Annotated in this window: 13 protein-coding genes; 7 read left to right on the forward strand and 6 right to left on the reverse strand. The window is 37.6% G+C overall.

All coding sequences use genetic code 11. The annotated features are described in order from the left end of the window. Positions 1-2: 2 nt before the first annotated feature. The 3 genes from N0B48_RS11975 (at position 3) to N0B48_RS11985 (ending at position 3164) form a co-directional block, all read left to right on the forward strand. Entirely contained in the window at positions 3-1280 is a 1278-nt protein-coding gene (locus tag N0B48_RS11975) for a chloride channel protein (RefSeq protein ID WP_259839025.1), read from the forward strand. 131 nt (positions 1281-1411) lie between these two features. Continuing rightward, the gene (sucC, locus tag N0B48_RS11980) at positions 1412-2602 is read left to right on the forward strand and encodes an ADP-forming succinate--CoA ligase subunit beta (protein WP_259839026.1); all 1191 of its coding nucleotides are present in this window, start codon (positions 1412-1414) and stop codon (positions 2600-2602) included. Between the two features lie 79 nt (positions 2603-2681). Next, complete coding sequence (locus N0B48_RS11985; RefSeq protein ID WP_259839027.1) at positions 2682-3164, forward strand: hypothetical protein; 483 nt, start codon at positions 2682-2684, stop codon at positions 3162-3164. 41 nt (positions 3165-3205) lie between these two features. Here N0B48_RS11985 and N0B48_RS11990 read toward each other — a convergent pair whose 3' ends face one another. Next, positions 3206-4090 carry a mechanosensitive ion channel family protein gene (locus N0B48_RS11990; RefSeq protein ID WP_259839028.1) on the reverse strand — a complete coding sequence of 295 codons (885 nt, stop codon included), beginning with the start codon at positions 4088-4090 and terminating at the stop codon, positions 3206-3208. Between the two features lie 94 nt (positions 4091-4184). Between N0B48_RS11990 and N0B48_RS11995 the strand changes: the two genes are divergently transcribed. Continuing rightward, entirely contained in the window at positions 4185-4820 is a 636-nt protein-coding gene (locus tag N0B48_RS11995; protein ID WP_259839029.1) for a peroxiredoxin, read from the forward strand. A gap of 100 nt (positions 4821-4920) precedes the next feature. On the opposite strand, the gene N0B48_RS12000 is transcribed toward N0B48_RS11995, so the two are convergent. From N0B48_RS12000 to N0B48_RS12010, 3 genes are all read right to left on the reverse strand, one after another. Further along, positions 4921-5514: a hypothetical protein gene (locus N0B48_RS12000; RefSeq protein ID WP_259839030.1), complete on the reverse strand. Its 594-nt coding sequence runs from the start codon at positions 5512-5514 to the stop codon at positions 4921-4923. A gap of 160 nt (positions 5515-5674) precedes the next feature. Continuing rightward, a complete protein-coding gene (locus N0B48_RS12005; protein WP_259839031.1) occupies positions 5675-6190 on the reverse strand; it encodes a PepSY-associated transmembrane domain-containing protein in 516 nt (171 codons plus the stop codon). A gap of 84 nt (positions 6191-6274) precedes the next feature. Further along, positions 6275-8557 carry a TonB-dependent siderophore receptor gene (locus tag N0B48_RS12010; RefSeq protein WP_259839032.1) on the reverse strand — a complete coding sequence of 761 codons (2283 nt, stop codon included), beginning with the start codon at positions 8555-8557 and terminating at the stop codon, positions 6275-6277. Positions 8558-8745: 188 nt separating this feature from the next. Between N0B48_RS12010 and N0B48_RS12015 the strand changes: the two genes are divergently transcribed. Continuing rightward, on the forward strand, positions 8746-9801 hold the full coding sequence (locus tag N0B48_RS12015) for a Gfo/Idh/MocA family oxidoreductase (protein WP_259839033.1): 1056 nt from the start codon (positions 8746-8748) through the stop codon (positions 9799-9801). Between the two features lie 104 nt (positions 9802-9905). On the opposite strand, the gene N0B48_RS12020 is transcribed toward N0B48_RS12015, so the two are convergent. Beyond that, the gene (locus N0B48_RS12020) at positions 9906-11798 is read right to left on the reverse strand and encodes an ABC-F family ATP-binding cassette domain-containing protein (protein WP_259839034.1); all 1893 of its coding nucleotides are present in this window, start codon (positions 11796-11798) and stop codon (positions 9906-9908) included. A 384-nt stretch (positions 11799-12182) separates the two neighbouring features. On the opposite strand from N0B48_RS12020, the gene N0B48_RS12025 reads away from it, so the two are divergent. Both N0B48_RS12025 and N0B48_RS12030 read left to right on the forward strand, forming a co-directional pair. Beyond that, positions 12183-12695 (forward strand): 5' nucleotidase, NT5C type, encoded by a 513-nt coding sequence (locus N0B48_RS12025; protein WP_259839035.1) that lies wholly within the window; start codon positions 12183-12185, stop codon positions 12693-12695. A gap of 145 nt (positions 12696-12840) precedes the next feature. Then, positions 12841-14487 carry an alpha/beta fold hydrolase gene (locus N0B48_RS12030; protein WP_259839036.1) on the forward strand — a complete coding sequence of 549 codons (1647 nt, stop codon included), beginning with the start codon at positions 12841-12843 and terminating at the stop codon, positions 14485-14487. 175 nt (positions 14488-14662) lie between these two features. Here N0B48_RS12030 and N0B48_RS12035 read toward each other — a convergent pair whose 3' ends face one another. Further along, on the reverse strand, positions 14663-15526 hold the full coding sequence (locus tag N0B48_RS12035) for a glycoside hydrolase family 25 protein (protein ID WP_259839037.1): 864 nt from the start codon (positions 15524-15526) through the stop codon (positions 14663-14665). Positions 15527-15579 lie beyond the last annotated feature (53 nt).

Raw genomic sequence — 15579 nt, forward strand, 5'->3', positions numbered from 1 at the left:
AAATGAAAATCAATAGAAGGAGACGGCTAATAAAAACATTCAATCTTCTGGATCAGCCTATAAGATTCAATCCGTTTGTATTCAGCAGGACTTTTTTCATGTGGGCTTTCACCGGTCTTGTGGGAGGTGCAATTGCCGGTGGTTACTGGATCGTATTGGAACATTTTACAGAGTTTTTAGTACAGTTTCAGGGATGGATGGTTATTCCTACTATGGCCGTTTGTGGTTTGCTGGCAGGGCTTGTGATTCACTTCATCGGAGATCCGGGAGAAATTCATCTGATCGTTAATAATATAAGGTTTAATAAAGGAAAACTGGATCCTAAAAACAATCCTTCCATGATCCTTTCGTCTCTGTTTTGTGTAGCGTCGGGCGGAAGTCTCGGTCCTGAAGCTCCTTTGGTTCAGGTCACCGGATCTACAGGAACCTGGCTGGGAAAAATTTTCAGACTGAAAGGAGAGGAACTTCGTTCTCTGAGTATTGCCGGAATGGCTTCAGGTTTTACGGCTCTGTTTGGAGCTCCGCTGGGAGGAAGTCTTTTCTCGCTTGAAATTCTGCATCACAAACATGCAGTAGAATATTACAGAGCTATTATTCCTGCTTTGGTGGCGAGCTGTTTCAGTTATGTCATGTTTGCTTTGATCATTCATTTGGGGATAGGTGCAACGTGGGATTTGAAGGCTTATCATTATTCAGGAGTATATGATTTCATTTACGCCTTTTTATTTGGAGTAGTGGCGACTATTTTCGGATGGATCTTCATTTTTGTGGTTAAATTTTTCAAAAAGATTTTCGAATACAGACAATTCCCGATTTATATAAAAACCTTAGTCGGAGGAATTATTTTAGGAATCATTGCCTATAATTTCCCGATTACGAGATACTTCGGGCATCATGAAATCAATGAGCTGATCAACGGAAATTTCGCACTGAACTTTTTAATTGTGATCCTTATTTTTAAAATCATAGCGATTGCAGTGACTGTAACTTCAGGATGGAGAGGCGGTTTTATTATCCCGTTATTTTTTGTGGGAACCACTTTAGGACTGATCATTCACCAGCTATTTCCGGCTGTTGATACGACCTTAGCAATCGTGAGCTGTATGGCTGCCATTAATGCCTGTGTCACCAGAACACCTATGAGCACCACGATTATTCTGGGAACCTTAACCGGGTTTACGTATTTCGTTCCGATACTTTTTGCAAGCTTAACAGGTTATTTCCTCGCTCCGAAAATTCCGTTCATCGGTTCACAGTCTGAAAAATTATCCGAAGAATAAAGCAAATTTGGAGGATATGTTAAAAATCAAGTTTCCTGTGCCTTAATTTTTAAGTCAATAAACTTGAACTTCCATGTCTTTTTAGTAAATTTGTCAACCTTTAAATTTTAAAATAAAATAATAAAAATAATATGAATCTTCACGAGTATCAATCAAAAGAGATTTTATCAAAGTACGGAGTTGCTATCCAACGTGGTTTCGTAGCGAACAATGTAGAAGAAGCTGTAGCAGCTGCTGAAAAATTGACTGCTGAAACCGGAGCTCAGGCTTGGGTAGTAAAAGCACAAATTCACGCAGGTGGACGTGGTAAAGGTGGCGGTGTAAAGTTCTCTCCGAACATGGATAAACTTAAAGAAAACGCTCAGAACATCATCGGAATGCAGTTGATAACTCCACAAACTTCTGCTGAAGGTAAAAAAGTACACTCTGTTTTGGTTGCAGAAGATGTTTATTATCCGGGAGAAACTGAAACTAAAGAATTTTATGTTTCTATCCTTTTAGACAGAGCTGAAGGTAAAAATACAATCGTATATTCTACTGAAGGTGGGATGGATATTGAGCACGTTGCTGAAGTAACTCCTCATTTGATCCACAAAGAAATCATTGATCCGGCTTTAGGTCTTCAGGGATTCCAGGCTAGAAAAATTGCTTTCAACCTAGGTCTTGAAGGAAATGCTTTCAAAGAATTCACAAAATTCATTGCATCTCTTTACAATGCTTACACAGGAATTGATGCTTCTCTTTTCGAAATCAACCCGGTTTTGAAAACTTCTGATAACAAAATTATCGCTGTAGATGCTAAAGTAACTTTAGATGGTAACGCATTGTTCCGTCACAAAGATCTTGAAGCTTTAAGAGATACAAGAGAAGAAGATCCAATGGATGTAGAAGCTGGTGAAGCTGGTCTTAACTTCGTAAAACTAGACGGTAACGTTGCTTGTATGGTAAACGGAGCTGGTCTTGCAATGGCAACTATGGATATCATCAAATTATCTGGTGGTAGCCCTGCAAACTTCCTTGACGTAGGAGGTACTGCAGATGCTCAGAGAGTTCAGACTGCTTTCGGAATCATCCTTAGAGATCCAAACGTAAAAGCAATCCTTATCAACATCTTCGGAGGTATCGTAAGATGTGACAGAGTGGCTCAGGGAGTTGTAGACGCTTACAGAGCGATGGGTAGCCTTCCGGTTCCATTGATCGTAAGATTACAGGGAACTAACGCTGTAGAAGCTAAAAAACTAATTGACGATTCAGGTCTTCCTGTACATTCTGCAATTACTTTGGAAGAAGCTGCAAACAAAGTGAAAGAAGTTTTAGCATAAGCTGAACTTTTAAATAAATAGAGAAACCGTTCCATTTTTGGAGCGGTTTTTTTATATTTAAAAATCAAAATGCAACCTGATGAAAAAAATATACATCCCCAATCCATGTTCCGAAAGCTGGGAAACAATGTCTTCTCATGAGCAGGGAAAGTTTTGTTCTGTCTGCAGCAAATGTGTGGTTGATTTTACAGAAAAGAAATCCCAAGAAATTGAATATGTTTTCAAAGAGAAGCAGGGTACAGATATTTGTGGCAGATTTTTTATTCATCAATTGGATAATGAAGCTGAAGAAACTGAAAAACTGAAAAACCGGTTTTTAAAATACGTTCCTCAAAATTTTCAAAATAGCAGAGTAACACTGGCCGTCTTTTCTTTGATTATATTTTTAGTAGGATGTTCAAAACCAAAAGAGGAGGCTTGTGCCACCATTGGGGAAACCAAGATTGAAGAAGATTCTATTCCTAAAAATGACGACTATGTTGTGGGTGCGCCTATGGTCCGGAATGATTCAGTAGCTAACATTCTTCAGAAAGACAGCTTAAAATTAAAAGATCCCAAATAATTTAAGACATAAAAAACCGCTTAAAAAAAGCGGCTGATATTTTATTTGTCCTGATGTTCGGGAGGAAAAGATTCTCCATTCGTTATACTGATACTCGTAGGCGTGACCAGTTGAATGTTGTCGGCATCCAGACGCTGCTTGATCTTCAGATAAGCCTCACTTTTCAGCTGAACCATGTTGGCCCCTACCTTCATCCAGAATTTAGCCTGGAGGTTAAAATTGCCCTGTTTAAGGTCCGTGAAAATCACTTCTGAAGTATCCAGTCTGTCTACACTGTCAAGGTTCTTAATAACCTCCAGCATTCCTTTCTGCGCCTTGGTGATATCTTCATCCGCAGGAATTTCAAAATTCAGAATAATTTTGCGCTGTGGCGATGCTGTAATATTGTAAAAAGGTGCATTAAAAATCACCTGGTTCGGGATGTAAGCTTTCTTTCCGTCATCCGTAATAAGCTTGGTCGTTAAGAAACCAATTTCCTGAACCGTACCTGAATGATTTCCGATCGTAATATAATCTCCTACTTTAAATGCCTTATCGATCCCAATCAGCATTCCTGAAAAAATACTCGATACCAGATCTTTCAAAGCCACCCCGGCAATAACCCCGGCTACCCCTAAACTTCCGATAAACTTCCAAAGGAAACCACTAAAGCCCATAATTTCGAGGGCAATAAAACTCCCCATCATCATGATGAGAAATCTGAAAACCCCTATTAAAGTAACCAGAGAGCCTTCTTTCTGGCTTTTCGGGAAAAATTTGTGGAATAATTTTACCGCTCCTATACTTAAATACTTACTTGTAATAAGAAAGAATAAAAAGACTAAGATTCCGACGATAAGTTTCGGTGTAAGCTCGGCAAACCTCATATACCAGCTTTCCAAAACCCTGTAAATAACGTCTATGTAGCTGTGTTCAATGTTCTGCATGAATAAAATTTTGATTAAAGATATAAATTTTCAACAAAAATTTTGCCAGTTCCAAAAAGTCTACTAAATTTGTAGACTAACAAAGCAGAATATTATGTCAATTAAACTAGGAGATACAGCACCGGATTTTCAGGCAGAGACTTCTTCAGGTGATATTAAATTTCACGAATTTTTAGGGAATTCCTGGGGAATTCTGTTCTCACATCCTGCAGATTATACACCGGTATGCACTACGGAACTGGGATATACTTCAAAGCTTAAATCAGAATTCGATAAAAGAGGAACGAAAGTGATTGCGCTAAGTGTAGATGGAGTAGAAGACCATCAGAGCTGGATCAAGGATATCAACGAGACCCAGAATACGGATGTGCAGTTTCCTATTATTGCAGACAAGGACCGACAGATTTCAGAGCTTTATGATTTTATTCACCCGAATGCTTCAGTGACTGCTACTGTACGTTCTCTGCTGATCATTGATCCGGATAAAAAAGTAAGACTGATCATTACGTATCCGGCTTCTACAGGACGGAATTTTAATGAGATCCTGAGAGTGCTTGATTCCCTTCAGTTAGTTGATTCATATAAAGTAGCAACTCCTGTCAACTGGAAATACGGTGAAGATGTTATCGTACCACCGACGATTTCTACAGAAGATGCCAAAAAAATATTTCCGAAAGGAGTGACGGAAATAAAGCCGTATCTGAGATATACGCCACAACCCAACACATGATTTATTTGATTTTTTATAGTTTAGTTTTAATTTGTACGAAAATCGCTCCGAAAAATATTTCGGGGCGATTTCAATTTTTTTATCCGGTAAGTTAAAATGATTAGTTTCTTACATCATTTGCTACTTCTTTAGCTTTTGAAGTAGGTAAGTAAATACTGAATCCTACGTTGAACGTAATATTAGAATTTAAACCTTCGCTACCAAATCCTGTTCTACCTTTATATTTTACCAAACCTTCAATACCGATGTTAGGTGTAATAAAGTAAGAATAACCAGGACCAGCACCAAAATCCAAACCGGTTGTAGAGTCTGCATTTTCCACTGATCTTCCTCCGATACCTACATTTCCTTCAAGGAACCATCTTCCGTGGTGAAGCAAGTTATCCACACCTTTTTCTCCAGGTGAAAGAAAATAACGTCCTAAAGCACCTACTCCATAAGTAAATTCTGTTGGCGATCCGTTTTTAACTTTACTGATACCTAAGTCCACATATCCACCTACTGCAACATTATCTTTTATAAAATAAGCTGCCTTAGGCTGTAATCCTATGTTATAACCTCCCCCTGTATTTAATCCAAAGTTACTTGTTATAAGGCTACTTCCTACCATCCAATTACCTTGTTGAATCTGTGCATTAGCTGTTGCAGTCAAACCTGTTGCTGCTAATATTCCTGCAAAAATTAGTTTTTTCATAATTTATTATTTTAATAATTAAATGTTATCATTTGTAGATTAGAGAAAAAACAAGAAATGTGCCAAGCTTCTTAATTTTAGATAAAAACTCAGAATAAATGTTAATTTTAGGAGAATCGAAATGTGAATTATTTGGTCATTTTTTTGATGATACCACAATTTAAATACACAGAAGAATCACTGAAATGATAAGGCCTGCTATTGTGAATTTGATTCCTCTTTTGAAAGCTTTTGTCTTTGGGTTGAACATCCAGAAACTGGAAATCACAAAGAAAAATAAAGAGATCCCGAAAAATGTGTTCAGAGGTGACAATGTTTCCTTTGACTGGGATTTATGAAGTTTCACCATCTTGTCCAGAACAAAAGGAAGTTCCTTCTTAGCATATTTTGCTTTTCCGGAGGCTGCATCGTAGGTTCCCTGTTTAAAGTATAAGATATTTCCTTCGGTTTTTTCTACTTCCAGCCCTTTGATCTTTAGTTCTTTACCTAATTCTTTTTCTGAAAGATTCACAGCAACTGTTTTATCATACTTCTTTTCTTTTTTAAGGAAATCAGTATCTCTGTAAACGAGCAAAACGCCGCTTAATGCATATATAGCCATTATCCCTGCAAGAAAATACCCCAGATAGCGGTGCGTAATTCTCATAAAAGTTCTTGTGTCCTTGATCTTATCCATATCGTATTGTTTGTTAATTTAAAAAAGGAAACTGCAAAAATGCAATTTCCCCTTTGATTGATGAAATTATTCCGGTCTTTAATTCTAAAGTTTATACGTCAGTGTGAAATAATAATTTCTCGGAGTAATAGGGTTTACTGAATAATTTTCGTGTACATTATAGTTAACTACATCGAATAAGTTCCCCACTTTCCCCTGAATAGAGAATTTTTTCCACTCGTAGCCAACAGAAACGGTTACTGTGGTGTAATCTTTTAGTTCGAACATTCTTGTTACATCCTTTCTTGTGACATTGGTAGACTTTGAATCATTCCAACCCGCAATTCTGTCTCCGATATAATAAATACCGGCTCCTACTTTTAATCCTTTTGCATAATTAGTGAATTTATAAAATACAGATGCATTGGCTGTAGTAGCTGGAGTTCTTACCAGTCTTTGCTTTTCTACATATCCTTTTTCAGGAGTATCAAGATAAACTGAATTATTATAGGAGAAACCACCGATAATAGAAAGGTTTTCTGTAGGATTTCCTGTAATATCTACTTCAACACCACGGCTTCTCATTTTACCCGCAAATTCCTTAAGGTTAGTATCAGGTGTCTGTACAGTTCCTGTGTTATCTACGTAAAAGAAGTTCTGATAGTTGTTATTTTGTAAAATCTGATATACCGTAAGATTAATAGCAAGGGCATTATTCCAAAGGTTTTTCTTTGCTCCGATTTCGTACTGGTCAATAGTAGTAGGGTTGATACCTTGTTTCTGAAGAGTATTGACTCTGTCTCTCACCTGCGTAAGCGTACCTGAAGTATCTAAAGAACCAATTTCATTAGACATATATCCTGCATTGGAAACAAATGAATTGGTGTAAGTGGCAAATACAGACAGATTATCATTAGGCATATAAACCACCCCTAACTTTGGAGAAAATGCCTGATCAGAAGTTGCAGAGTTTTGTACAAAGCTTTTATCCAAAGGCTTTGTCGCAGTGGCATAAGTAGTCTTTATAGAAGGCATATTTTCTACATAAGACCAGCGCACACCTGCGATCACTTTAAACTGTTTGGTCAGGCTGATATAATCCTGTACATAAACACCGGCTCTTCTCGTATTGATTCTTGTCAGTGAATTTTCACCGCTGTCCGGCATTGGGATATTTCCCCATGTTGAAGGATCATCCAGAAACAGAACATTGGTAGGAGCAATTACATTGAAAGCATAAGCATCTGCCTGATTGTAGTCAGCATCTGCTCCGATTAATAATTTGTGATTTATTGATCCGGTGTTAAATTCACCATTAATATTGACCTGTGCAGAACCATACTTAGTTCTGTTGTTGGTTTTATTAAACGGTCTTGCCCATGATAGACGGGTCTCGGATATTTTTTTATCATATCCCCATTGTACACGCTCGGATGAGAAGTAGTCTTTAACATAGCTTTGGTAAGAGGCAACTGCATTTAATGTCCAGTTCGTACTTATTTCATGGTTGAATGTCACATTCGTTGAAGCCTGTTCTACATTTTGATATTGCCAGTCTGTACCGAAAAATGTATTTCTGTCCACATAATTGTTCAGAGAATAGCTCAGATCTTTATTGGTAATAGAGCCAATCCCGAAATCCGGAGTAAAATTATTCTTAAGATAATCCGCTTCTACAATCAGCTGAGATTTAGCACTTAAATTAAATAAGATAGAAGGATTGAAATAATATTTCTCAGATTGTACAACATCTCTGAAACTTTCTGCATATTCATAAGCGCCGTTTACTCTGAATGCAATATTTTTAGATAACGGACCATAAATATCGACAGTTGGCTTATAAGAATTCCAGCTTCCTCCGTTAAGTCCTATGCTTCCTCCGAAATTGAATTTAGGTTTTTTGGTGATCATATTGATGATTCCTCCTGCAGCCGTATTTCCGTAAAGCATCGCATTAGCTCCTTTTAATACCTCAACTCTTTCCAAACCGCTTACCTCAGGAAATACTCCGCTGTTAACTCTCGTTCCGTTTTTAAAAACGTTATCGTTACCCAGAATAAAACCACGACCTCCAAAACTGTCCTGAGAATTTCCTCTGGATGAAGTCACATACATACCGTTGATATTCTGAATGACATCACCCAGTTGTTTTGCCTGCTGCTGCTCAATGATTTCGTGGGTTACGATGGAGATGGCCTGAGGATTTTCCATTACCGTAAGGGCAGATTTTGTAGATAATGTTTTTGCCTGGTTGGGATTTCCTGTTTTGTGAAGATTAATGTCTTCAATGGTTTGAGATCTGATGGTATCGGTTTCAAGGTTTTTCATCTGGGCACTTAAAGATACGGCCGCCAACAAAAATCCTAAAGAAGCTAGTTGTTTTTTCATTTCTTATTTTTATATAGAACAGTTTTAAATAGCGGCAAAAATAAGAATTCGGAAAGAATTAATTTAGAATTAATAAAAACAATAAAATGATTTTTGTCATATTCTGAGGATGTGATAAAAATAGCTGTTGTCGTCAGAAGCTGTTAAACTGAGGATTATTGAATATATTTGTTTAAAAATAAATACATATGCAATTGGTAAAAGCAGGACTTTGTGCCTTTGGAATGAGCGGAAAAGTATTTCATGCTCCGTTTTTGAAAGAACATCCCGGATTTTTTATGGCTGCTATCGTAGAGAGAAGCAAAGAAGAATCTAAAGAAAAATATCCGGATGCTACCATTTACCGTTCGGTGGAGGAGATGCTTCAGAATGCAGATATTGAGCTTGTAATCATCAATACACCGGTACAGACCCATTTTGAATATGCTAAAATGGCGCTCGAGGCAGGGAAGAATATAATCGTTGAAAAACCCTTTACCGTAACCGTTTCAGAGGCAGAACAACTTGTGAATCTGGCTGAAGAAAAAGGATTATTTGTAAGTGTTTATCAAAACAGAAGATTTGACCGCGATTTTTTACAGGTTCATAAAATCTTGAATGAAGGAAAATTAGGCGAGATCAAAGAAGCTGAAATCCGTTTCGACAGATTCCGTACAACGCCAAGCGGAAAACAGCACAAAGAAGACCCTCAGCAGACAGGTTCAGGATCACTTCATGATCTTGGCTCTCATCTTGTAGACCAGGCGGTACAGTATTTCGGATATCCTGAAAAGCTTTTCGCAGATGTATTTTCGATGAAAGGTGAGGAATATGCCAATGACTATTTCGAGATCTTATTATATTATAAGAATAATTTAAGAGTACGACTGAAATCATCGGTTTTCACGAAAGAAGCGCACTACGCATACAATATTCACGGAGAAAAAGGAAGCTTCCTGCAGGAAAGAACCGATAATCAGGAAAATGAGTTGGTGGCCGGAGCCATACCTGTTTACGGGAATGAATGGACACAGCCATTACAGGGAACAGATGGGATTTTGAATTATTTGAATGAAAATTCAGAAACAGAAAGAATCCTCACGTCCAGCGATCCCGGAAATTATATGGATTACTACCAGCAGATCTACGAATATATTGTCTTCGGATATGCGCTACCGTCTCAGGGAAGAGAAGTAGTACAGAATATGAAGATCATCGATGCTTCTCTGGAGAGCTCAAAAGGGGAGAAGGTGGTTTATTTGTAGGAGAGTAGTCTAAGAGTCTGAGAGTTTTAGAGGGGGAGAGTTTTAGAGTAAATGCGTTGGGTGTAAACTCTCATGCGCTCTTACTCTAAAACTCTTCAACTTATTTAGATTTCCTGAAGCTCCAGCCATCTCATCTCATATCCCTCCAGCTTTTCAGAAATGGCTTCCAGTTCCGCAGAAAGCTTAGCTACCTTTTCATATTCCGTTTCGTTATTGAGTTGATCCATGATCTTGACACGTTTTTGTTCAAGTTCAGGCATTTCTTTTTCTATCGTTTCCAATTCTCTCTGCTCCTTAAAAGACATTTTTCTTTTTGGAGAAGCAGGTTGAGAAACCTCTGGTGTTGCTACAACAATTTCTTTTACAGGTTCCGGTTTAGGAGCTGTGTTTTTCCCCTGCGCATCCTCACGACTTTTCGTTTCTCGGTATTCTGAGAAAGTTCCTATAAAATCTCTGATTTTTCCTTCCCCTTCAAAAGCTAAAACATGGTCAATAATTCTGTCCATAAAATACCTGTCGTGAGAAACAATAATCAAACTTCCCTGGAAGTTCAGTAGAAAGTTTTCCAGTACAGTCAACGTCGGAAGATCCAGGTCGTTGGTAGGTTCATCAAAGATCAGAAAGTTAGGGTTCTGATACAAAATATACATCAGATGCAGTCTTCTTTTTTCACCACCCGAAAGTTTTGAAATCGGCGAATATTGCGTTTGATCATCAAATAAGAATAATCTAAGGAACTGCGATGCAGAGATCGTTTTTCCATTCGCTAAAGGAAAGTTTTCAGAAATTTCTTTGATGAAATCAATGACTCTTTCATCCTCTTTATATTTCAGTCCTTTTTGTGAGAAATAACCAAACTTGATCGTTTCTCCGGTTTCAATTTCTCCGGAATCTTTGGGTTCAAGTCCCTGAATAATGTTCAGTAAAGTAGATTTCCCAGCACCATTTTTTCCTACAATTCCTACTTTCTCACCTCTCTGAAACTGATAGCTGAAATCTTTTAATAATAATTTATCACCGTAGCTTTTAGAAATATCTCTCAATTCCAGAATTTTGTTTCCAAGCCTTTTCATTTCGAAATCGAGTTCAAGAGATTCTTTTCTTGTATCGGTTTTCGCTATTTTTTCAGTTTCGTAAAAGTCATCCTGTCTGGATTTCGATTTTGTCGTTCTCGCTTTGGGCTGTCTTCTCATCCACTCCAGCTCTTTTCTGTAAAGATTATTGGCTTTGTCGATAGTAGAATTCATATTGTCCTCACGGATCATTTTGTTTTCAAGATAAGTCGCGTAAGAACCATTATGGAAATACAGGTTTTTATCCTCCATTTCCCAGATAATTCCGCAAACAGCATCCAGGAAATACCTGTCGTGAGTAACGAGGATTAATGTTATTTTTGCTTTACTCAGATAGCTTTCCAGCCATTCTACCATTTCCACATCAAGGTGGTTGGTAGGCTCATCCATAATCAGAAGAGTATGACGGTGTTCCGCTCTGGTTTCAGTCAGTAATTTTGCCAAAGCCACACGTTTGATCTGTCCTCCGGAAAGGGTTCCCATTTTAGCCTCGAGATCTGTAATCTTCAGCTGAGAAAGAATTTGTTTCATATCATTCTCCAGATCCCAAGCTTTGTGAATTTCCATTTCAGCCAAAGCTTTTTCAATGAAATCATAATCTGTGGAAAGCAGCGATTTATGATAATTTTTCAGAGCCTGAATGGGCGAAGAATCAAGCGTCATCATGAATTCGTCAATGGTAAGATCAGAATCAAACTCGATTTCCTGATCAAATAAAACCACCTGGATGTCTTTATTAATAGTTACAGTTCCGCTGTCTGCAATTTCTTTCCCCATTAATATTTTAAGAAGGGTAGACTTTCCGCTTCCGTTTTTGGCAACGATGGCTATTTTGTCACCCTCATTAACGTGGAAGGAGATGTTTTCGAACAAAACTTTGATGCCATAAGATTTAGTAAGATTTTCGACAGAAACGTAATTCATTGGAATGTAATGGTTTGATATTGATTTTGTATTGAGCGGCAAAAGTACGAAAATGTAACTAGAAAAGTTTGACCTAATGAAGTGAATTAGGGATAAGAAAATTAATATTAGGTGACTGAAGATGGAAGAGGGAGGCTGGAAGTTACTATTGGGCAATAATTTGACTGACTACCACAAAATTTGAAGAAGTATTTTTGAAAAACTAATAAAACTGCAATCTAGCTATGCTTCGAATTCAATAACCTCGATCCTCCATCTTCCAGCCCTTAAAATTAAGATTTATTTAATACCCATAAAGTGAATTTCCCGAAACACATTCCCTAATTTTGAATAAGCTAAGGCGCGATTTTTGCTGCCAAATAATGCTAAATCTGATTTATAATAATGAAAAAAGTAATTGTCGACATGGATGGGGTGATGGCGGATGTATACCATCAGCTGGTGAAGTTTGAAAAAAGAGACTCCGGAACAGAAATTGAGATCAGTGGTCTCGCAGGAAAGCCTGAAATTGAAGCCTTCCCGAATGGAAAGAAACACGTTAATGAAGTAGGGTTTTTCAGAACACTTCCCGTAATGGAAGGAAGCCGCGACGCTTTGGAATATATTAACAGCAAATATGAACTCTACATTGTTTCCGCAGGAATGGAGTTTCCGAACAGCTTAAGAGAAAAATTCGACTGGTTGGCAGAACATTTTCCGTTTATCAGCTGGGAACAAATTGTTTTATGCGGAAGTAAAAGAGTGGTTCACGGAGATGTAATGATTGATGATTATCCTAAAAATCTGGATCATTTTGTGGGCGAGAAATTAATTTTCACTCAGCCTCACAACGAACTGATTGAAAACGAAAATTATAAACGAGTGCATTCATGGGAAGACATCATGAATATCCTTTAAAAATTAAAAGTTTATACATTTTTTAGAATTCGGATCACAAAGCGGTGATATTTTAGAAAAAGTTTAACTAAACGGATATTAAATTTAATAACCTGTTATGAGTGTTAAATGGTGGAAATAAAGAATTTTGCAGCAAACTTACACCATGAAAAAACTGAATACTTTATTCTTTCTTTTAACCGCTTATTCTTTCCACGCACAGGTGATTTCCGGGACGGTGATTTCCAAAAATGAAAACCAACCTGTTCCTTACGTAAAAATTGGGATAGAAAAAGAAAATGCAGGAACGATTTCCGATGAGAAAGGAAATTTTTCCATTGATCTTTCCGGGCTGGATGCTTCCCGAAAACTCAGAATAGAAGTTCCCGGCTATGAGCCGTTTGATGAAACTGTACAGAATTTCAGAAAGCAAGATCACAGGCAGATATTTTTAAAAGAAAAAGTTAAAAATATAAAGGAAGTCAACATTAAAGTAAAGAAACTGGTAGATAGAAACTGGGGCGTCAATACAAAGACAAAAAGTGTCCTGTACTCTGTTAACCCACAATTAAAAAAAGATAATTTCATTGGTGAAACCGCATTGGAGTTTAATGCCAGCCGAAGATCTAAGATTAAAAATATCAATCTGAATATTGCCAGCTATACTTCCGATAAGCCGGTATTAATGCGATATAGCATTTACACAGAAAAAAACGGATTTCCTGATAAAAATATTCTGGATGAAGAGATCACGGTGGAACTTACAAAAGATATGATTAAAGACGGAACCTTTACATTGGACGTCAACGAACATAATATCTGGGTGCAGGGGAAATTTTTTATTGGAATTCAGTTTCTAAAAGAATTTGAAGGAAGGATTTTTATCAGTGCGGCTTTGTTCAGAACTGGATTTCTTAGAAGGTTTTATGGGGAATGGCAAAAAACAACACTGGCGGCACCGGCTATCAATATAGATGTAAAAGTGGATAAAAGTGCAAAAAATACCAAAGATGAAGAGGCAGCTTTAGGGGATGACCTTGAAGGACTGATCTCTGATGTGTCTCAATATCAGGCAGCGTCAGAAAATTCCGGCTACGGGAAAAATGAATCTGCAGGGAATTATCTTGAATTAAAAGACACTAAACTGTACTACGAAACCTACGGGGAGGGAGAACCTCTTTTTCTTCTTCATGGAAATTCAGGAAGTATAAAGGATTTTTACCAGCAGATCCCGGTGCTGTCTAAACAGTTCAAGGTGATTGTTGTAGATACCAGAGGACAGGGTAAAAGTACCGATACTTCTCATAGACAGTTTACGTATATCCAATTTGCAGAAGATATAAAAGCACTGGCAGATAAACTGGGATTAAAGAAAATTAATATTGCCGGCTGGAGTGATGGCGGAATCACAGGACTTGAGTTTGCTTTAAAATACCCTGAAAATCTTAATAAATTAATTGCCATCGGAGCCAATGCTTTTCCTGAAGGCGTTGATGAAAGACTGATTGCCCATATGAAAAACCAGCTCCTGGTACTCAATCTTGAAAACAAACCGGAAAAATTTGACGAACGCAGATTGGTCACGATCATGCTGAAAGAACCGCATATCAGCAAAAAAGATCTTTCAAAAATACAAAGCCCGGTTTTGGTGATTGCAGGAGATAAAGATGTGATCAAACAGGATCATACCGAAATGATGGCCAAAGAAATTCCGCATGCTGGGCTAAAGATCTACAAAGATGCCACCCATATGATTCCTTTTGAAAAAGCAGATGAATTGAATGCGGATATTTTGAGGTTTCTGGGGAAATGATCTTAGGATGGAAGAGGGAAGATGGAGGTTAGGAGATATCGCGGACGATTGATAGGTATCAGTATTTCATTAACTGATTAAATTTTAAATTGATTTTAAAAGGGAATAAATCCGGGAGAAGTCATTCTTTCGGATTTCAGAACTTCCATCTTCTGGCTCCCATCTTCCCTTCTTACTAATCCAGCGTCAGTCTCTTCAAAGACCATGTACTTCCGTTATAGATATCAAGATCTACTTTAGTATTGATGCCATGAACAATTCCATTTTCCGTAAACTGCCAGAAATCCCAGTGATCATTGGGAGTAGGAGAAGGAACATCGTTGTAATTGGCCAGCCAGAGCGGATAGCCATCGAATTCACCTTTCAGGAAATCTTTGTAATAGTGATAATAGGTGTAGATGATCGGTTTTTCACCGTACGTTTCTTCTACGATCCGGCACCATATTTTTAGATCCTCGATCAATTTTTTATTGGTCTTTCTTTTTGGGATTTTTTCGATATCCAGAATGGGAGGAAGGTCGCCGCTTTCAAGCTTGACATTCGCCAGGAAATTATTGGCCTGGATGACAGGATCCTCATCAGCTCTGTAAAAATGATAAGCTCCACGTATCAGATTGTGCTTTTGAGCTTTTACCCAGAATTCATCAAAATGTTTGTCAGCATTCCTGTTTCCCATGGTAGCGCGCATGACGACAAATTCAAGCGGAATGGTTTTATTTCCGATGCTTAAACTATCCCATTTTATATCTTCTCTGTTCTGGTAATGGGAAACGTCAAAACCGTAAGTTTTATCCAGATTGGAACTCAGGATTTTCTGAATCCTTAAAGTTTCTATTTCGCTGTTGTGAAGTTTTTTATGACTGAATTTATTAAAGTATAATGCGTAATAGTAGCTGATAGACTGCTTCAGATAAAATCCGGTCCCTATTAAAGCAATAATTAAAACGGCCAATATTACTTTTCTCCGGAAAAAATAATTCTTCCGACGGTTCTCATGTACCTTTTTGGCAGTTTTTTTGGTGTACTTTCTGGGTGTCATAAAGTTTTGCAAAACTAACTTTTTTCACTACTAAATGCTAAATAAAATCAGTA

Source organism: Chryseobacterium herbae (assembly GCF_025154075.1).
GTDB lineage: Bacteria > Bacteroidota > Bacteroidia > Flavobacteriales > Weeksellaceae > Chryseobacterium > Chryseobacterium herbae.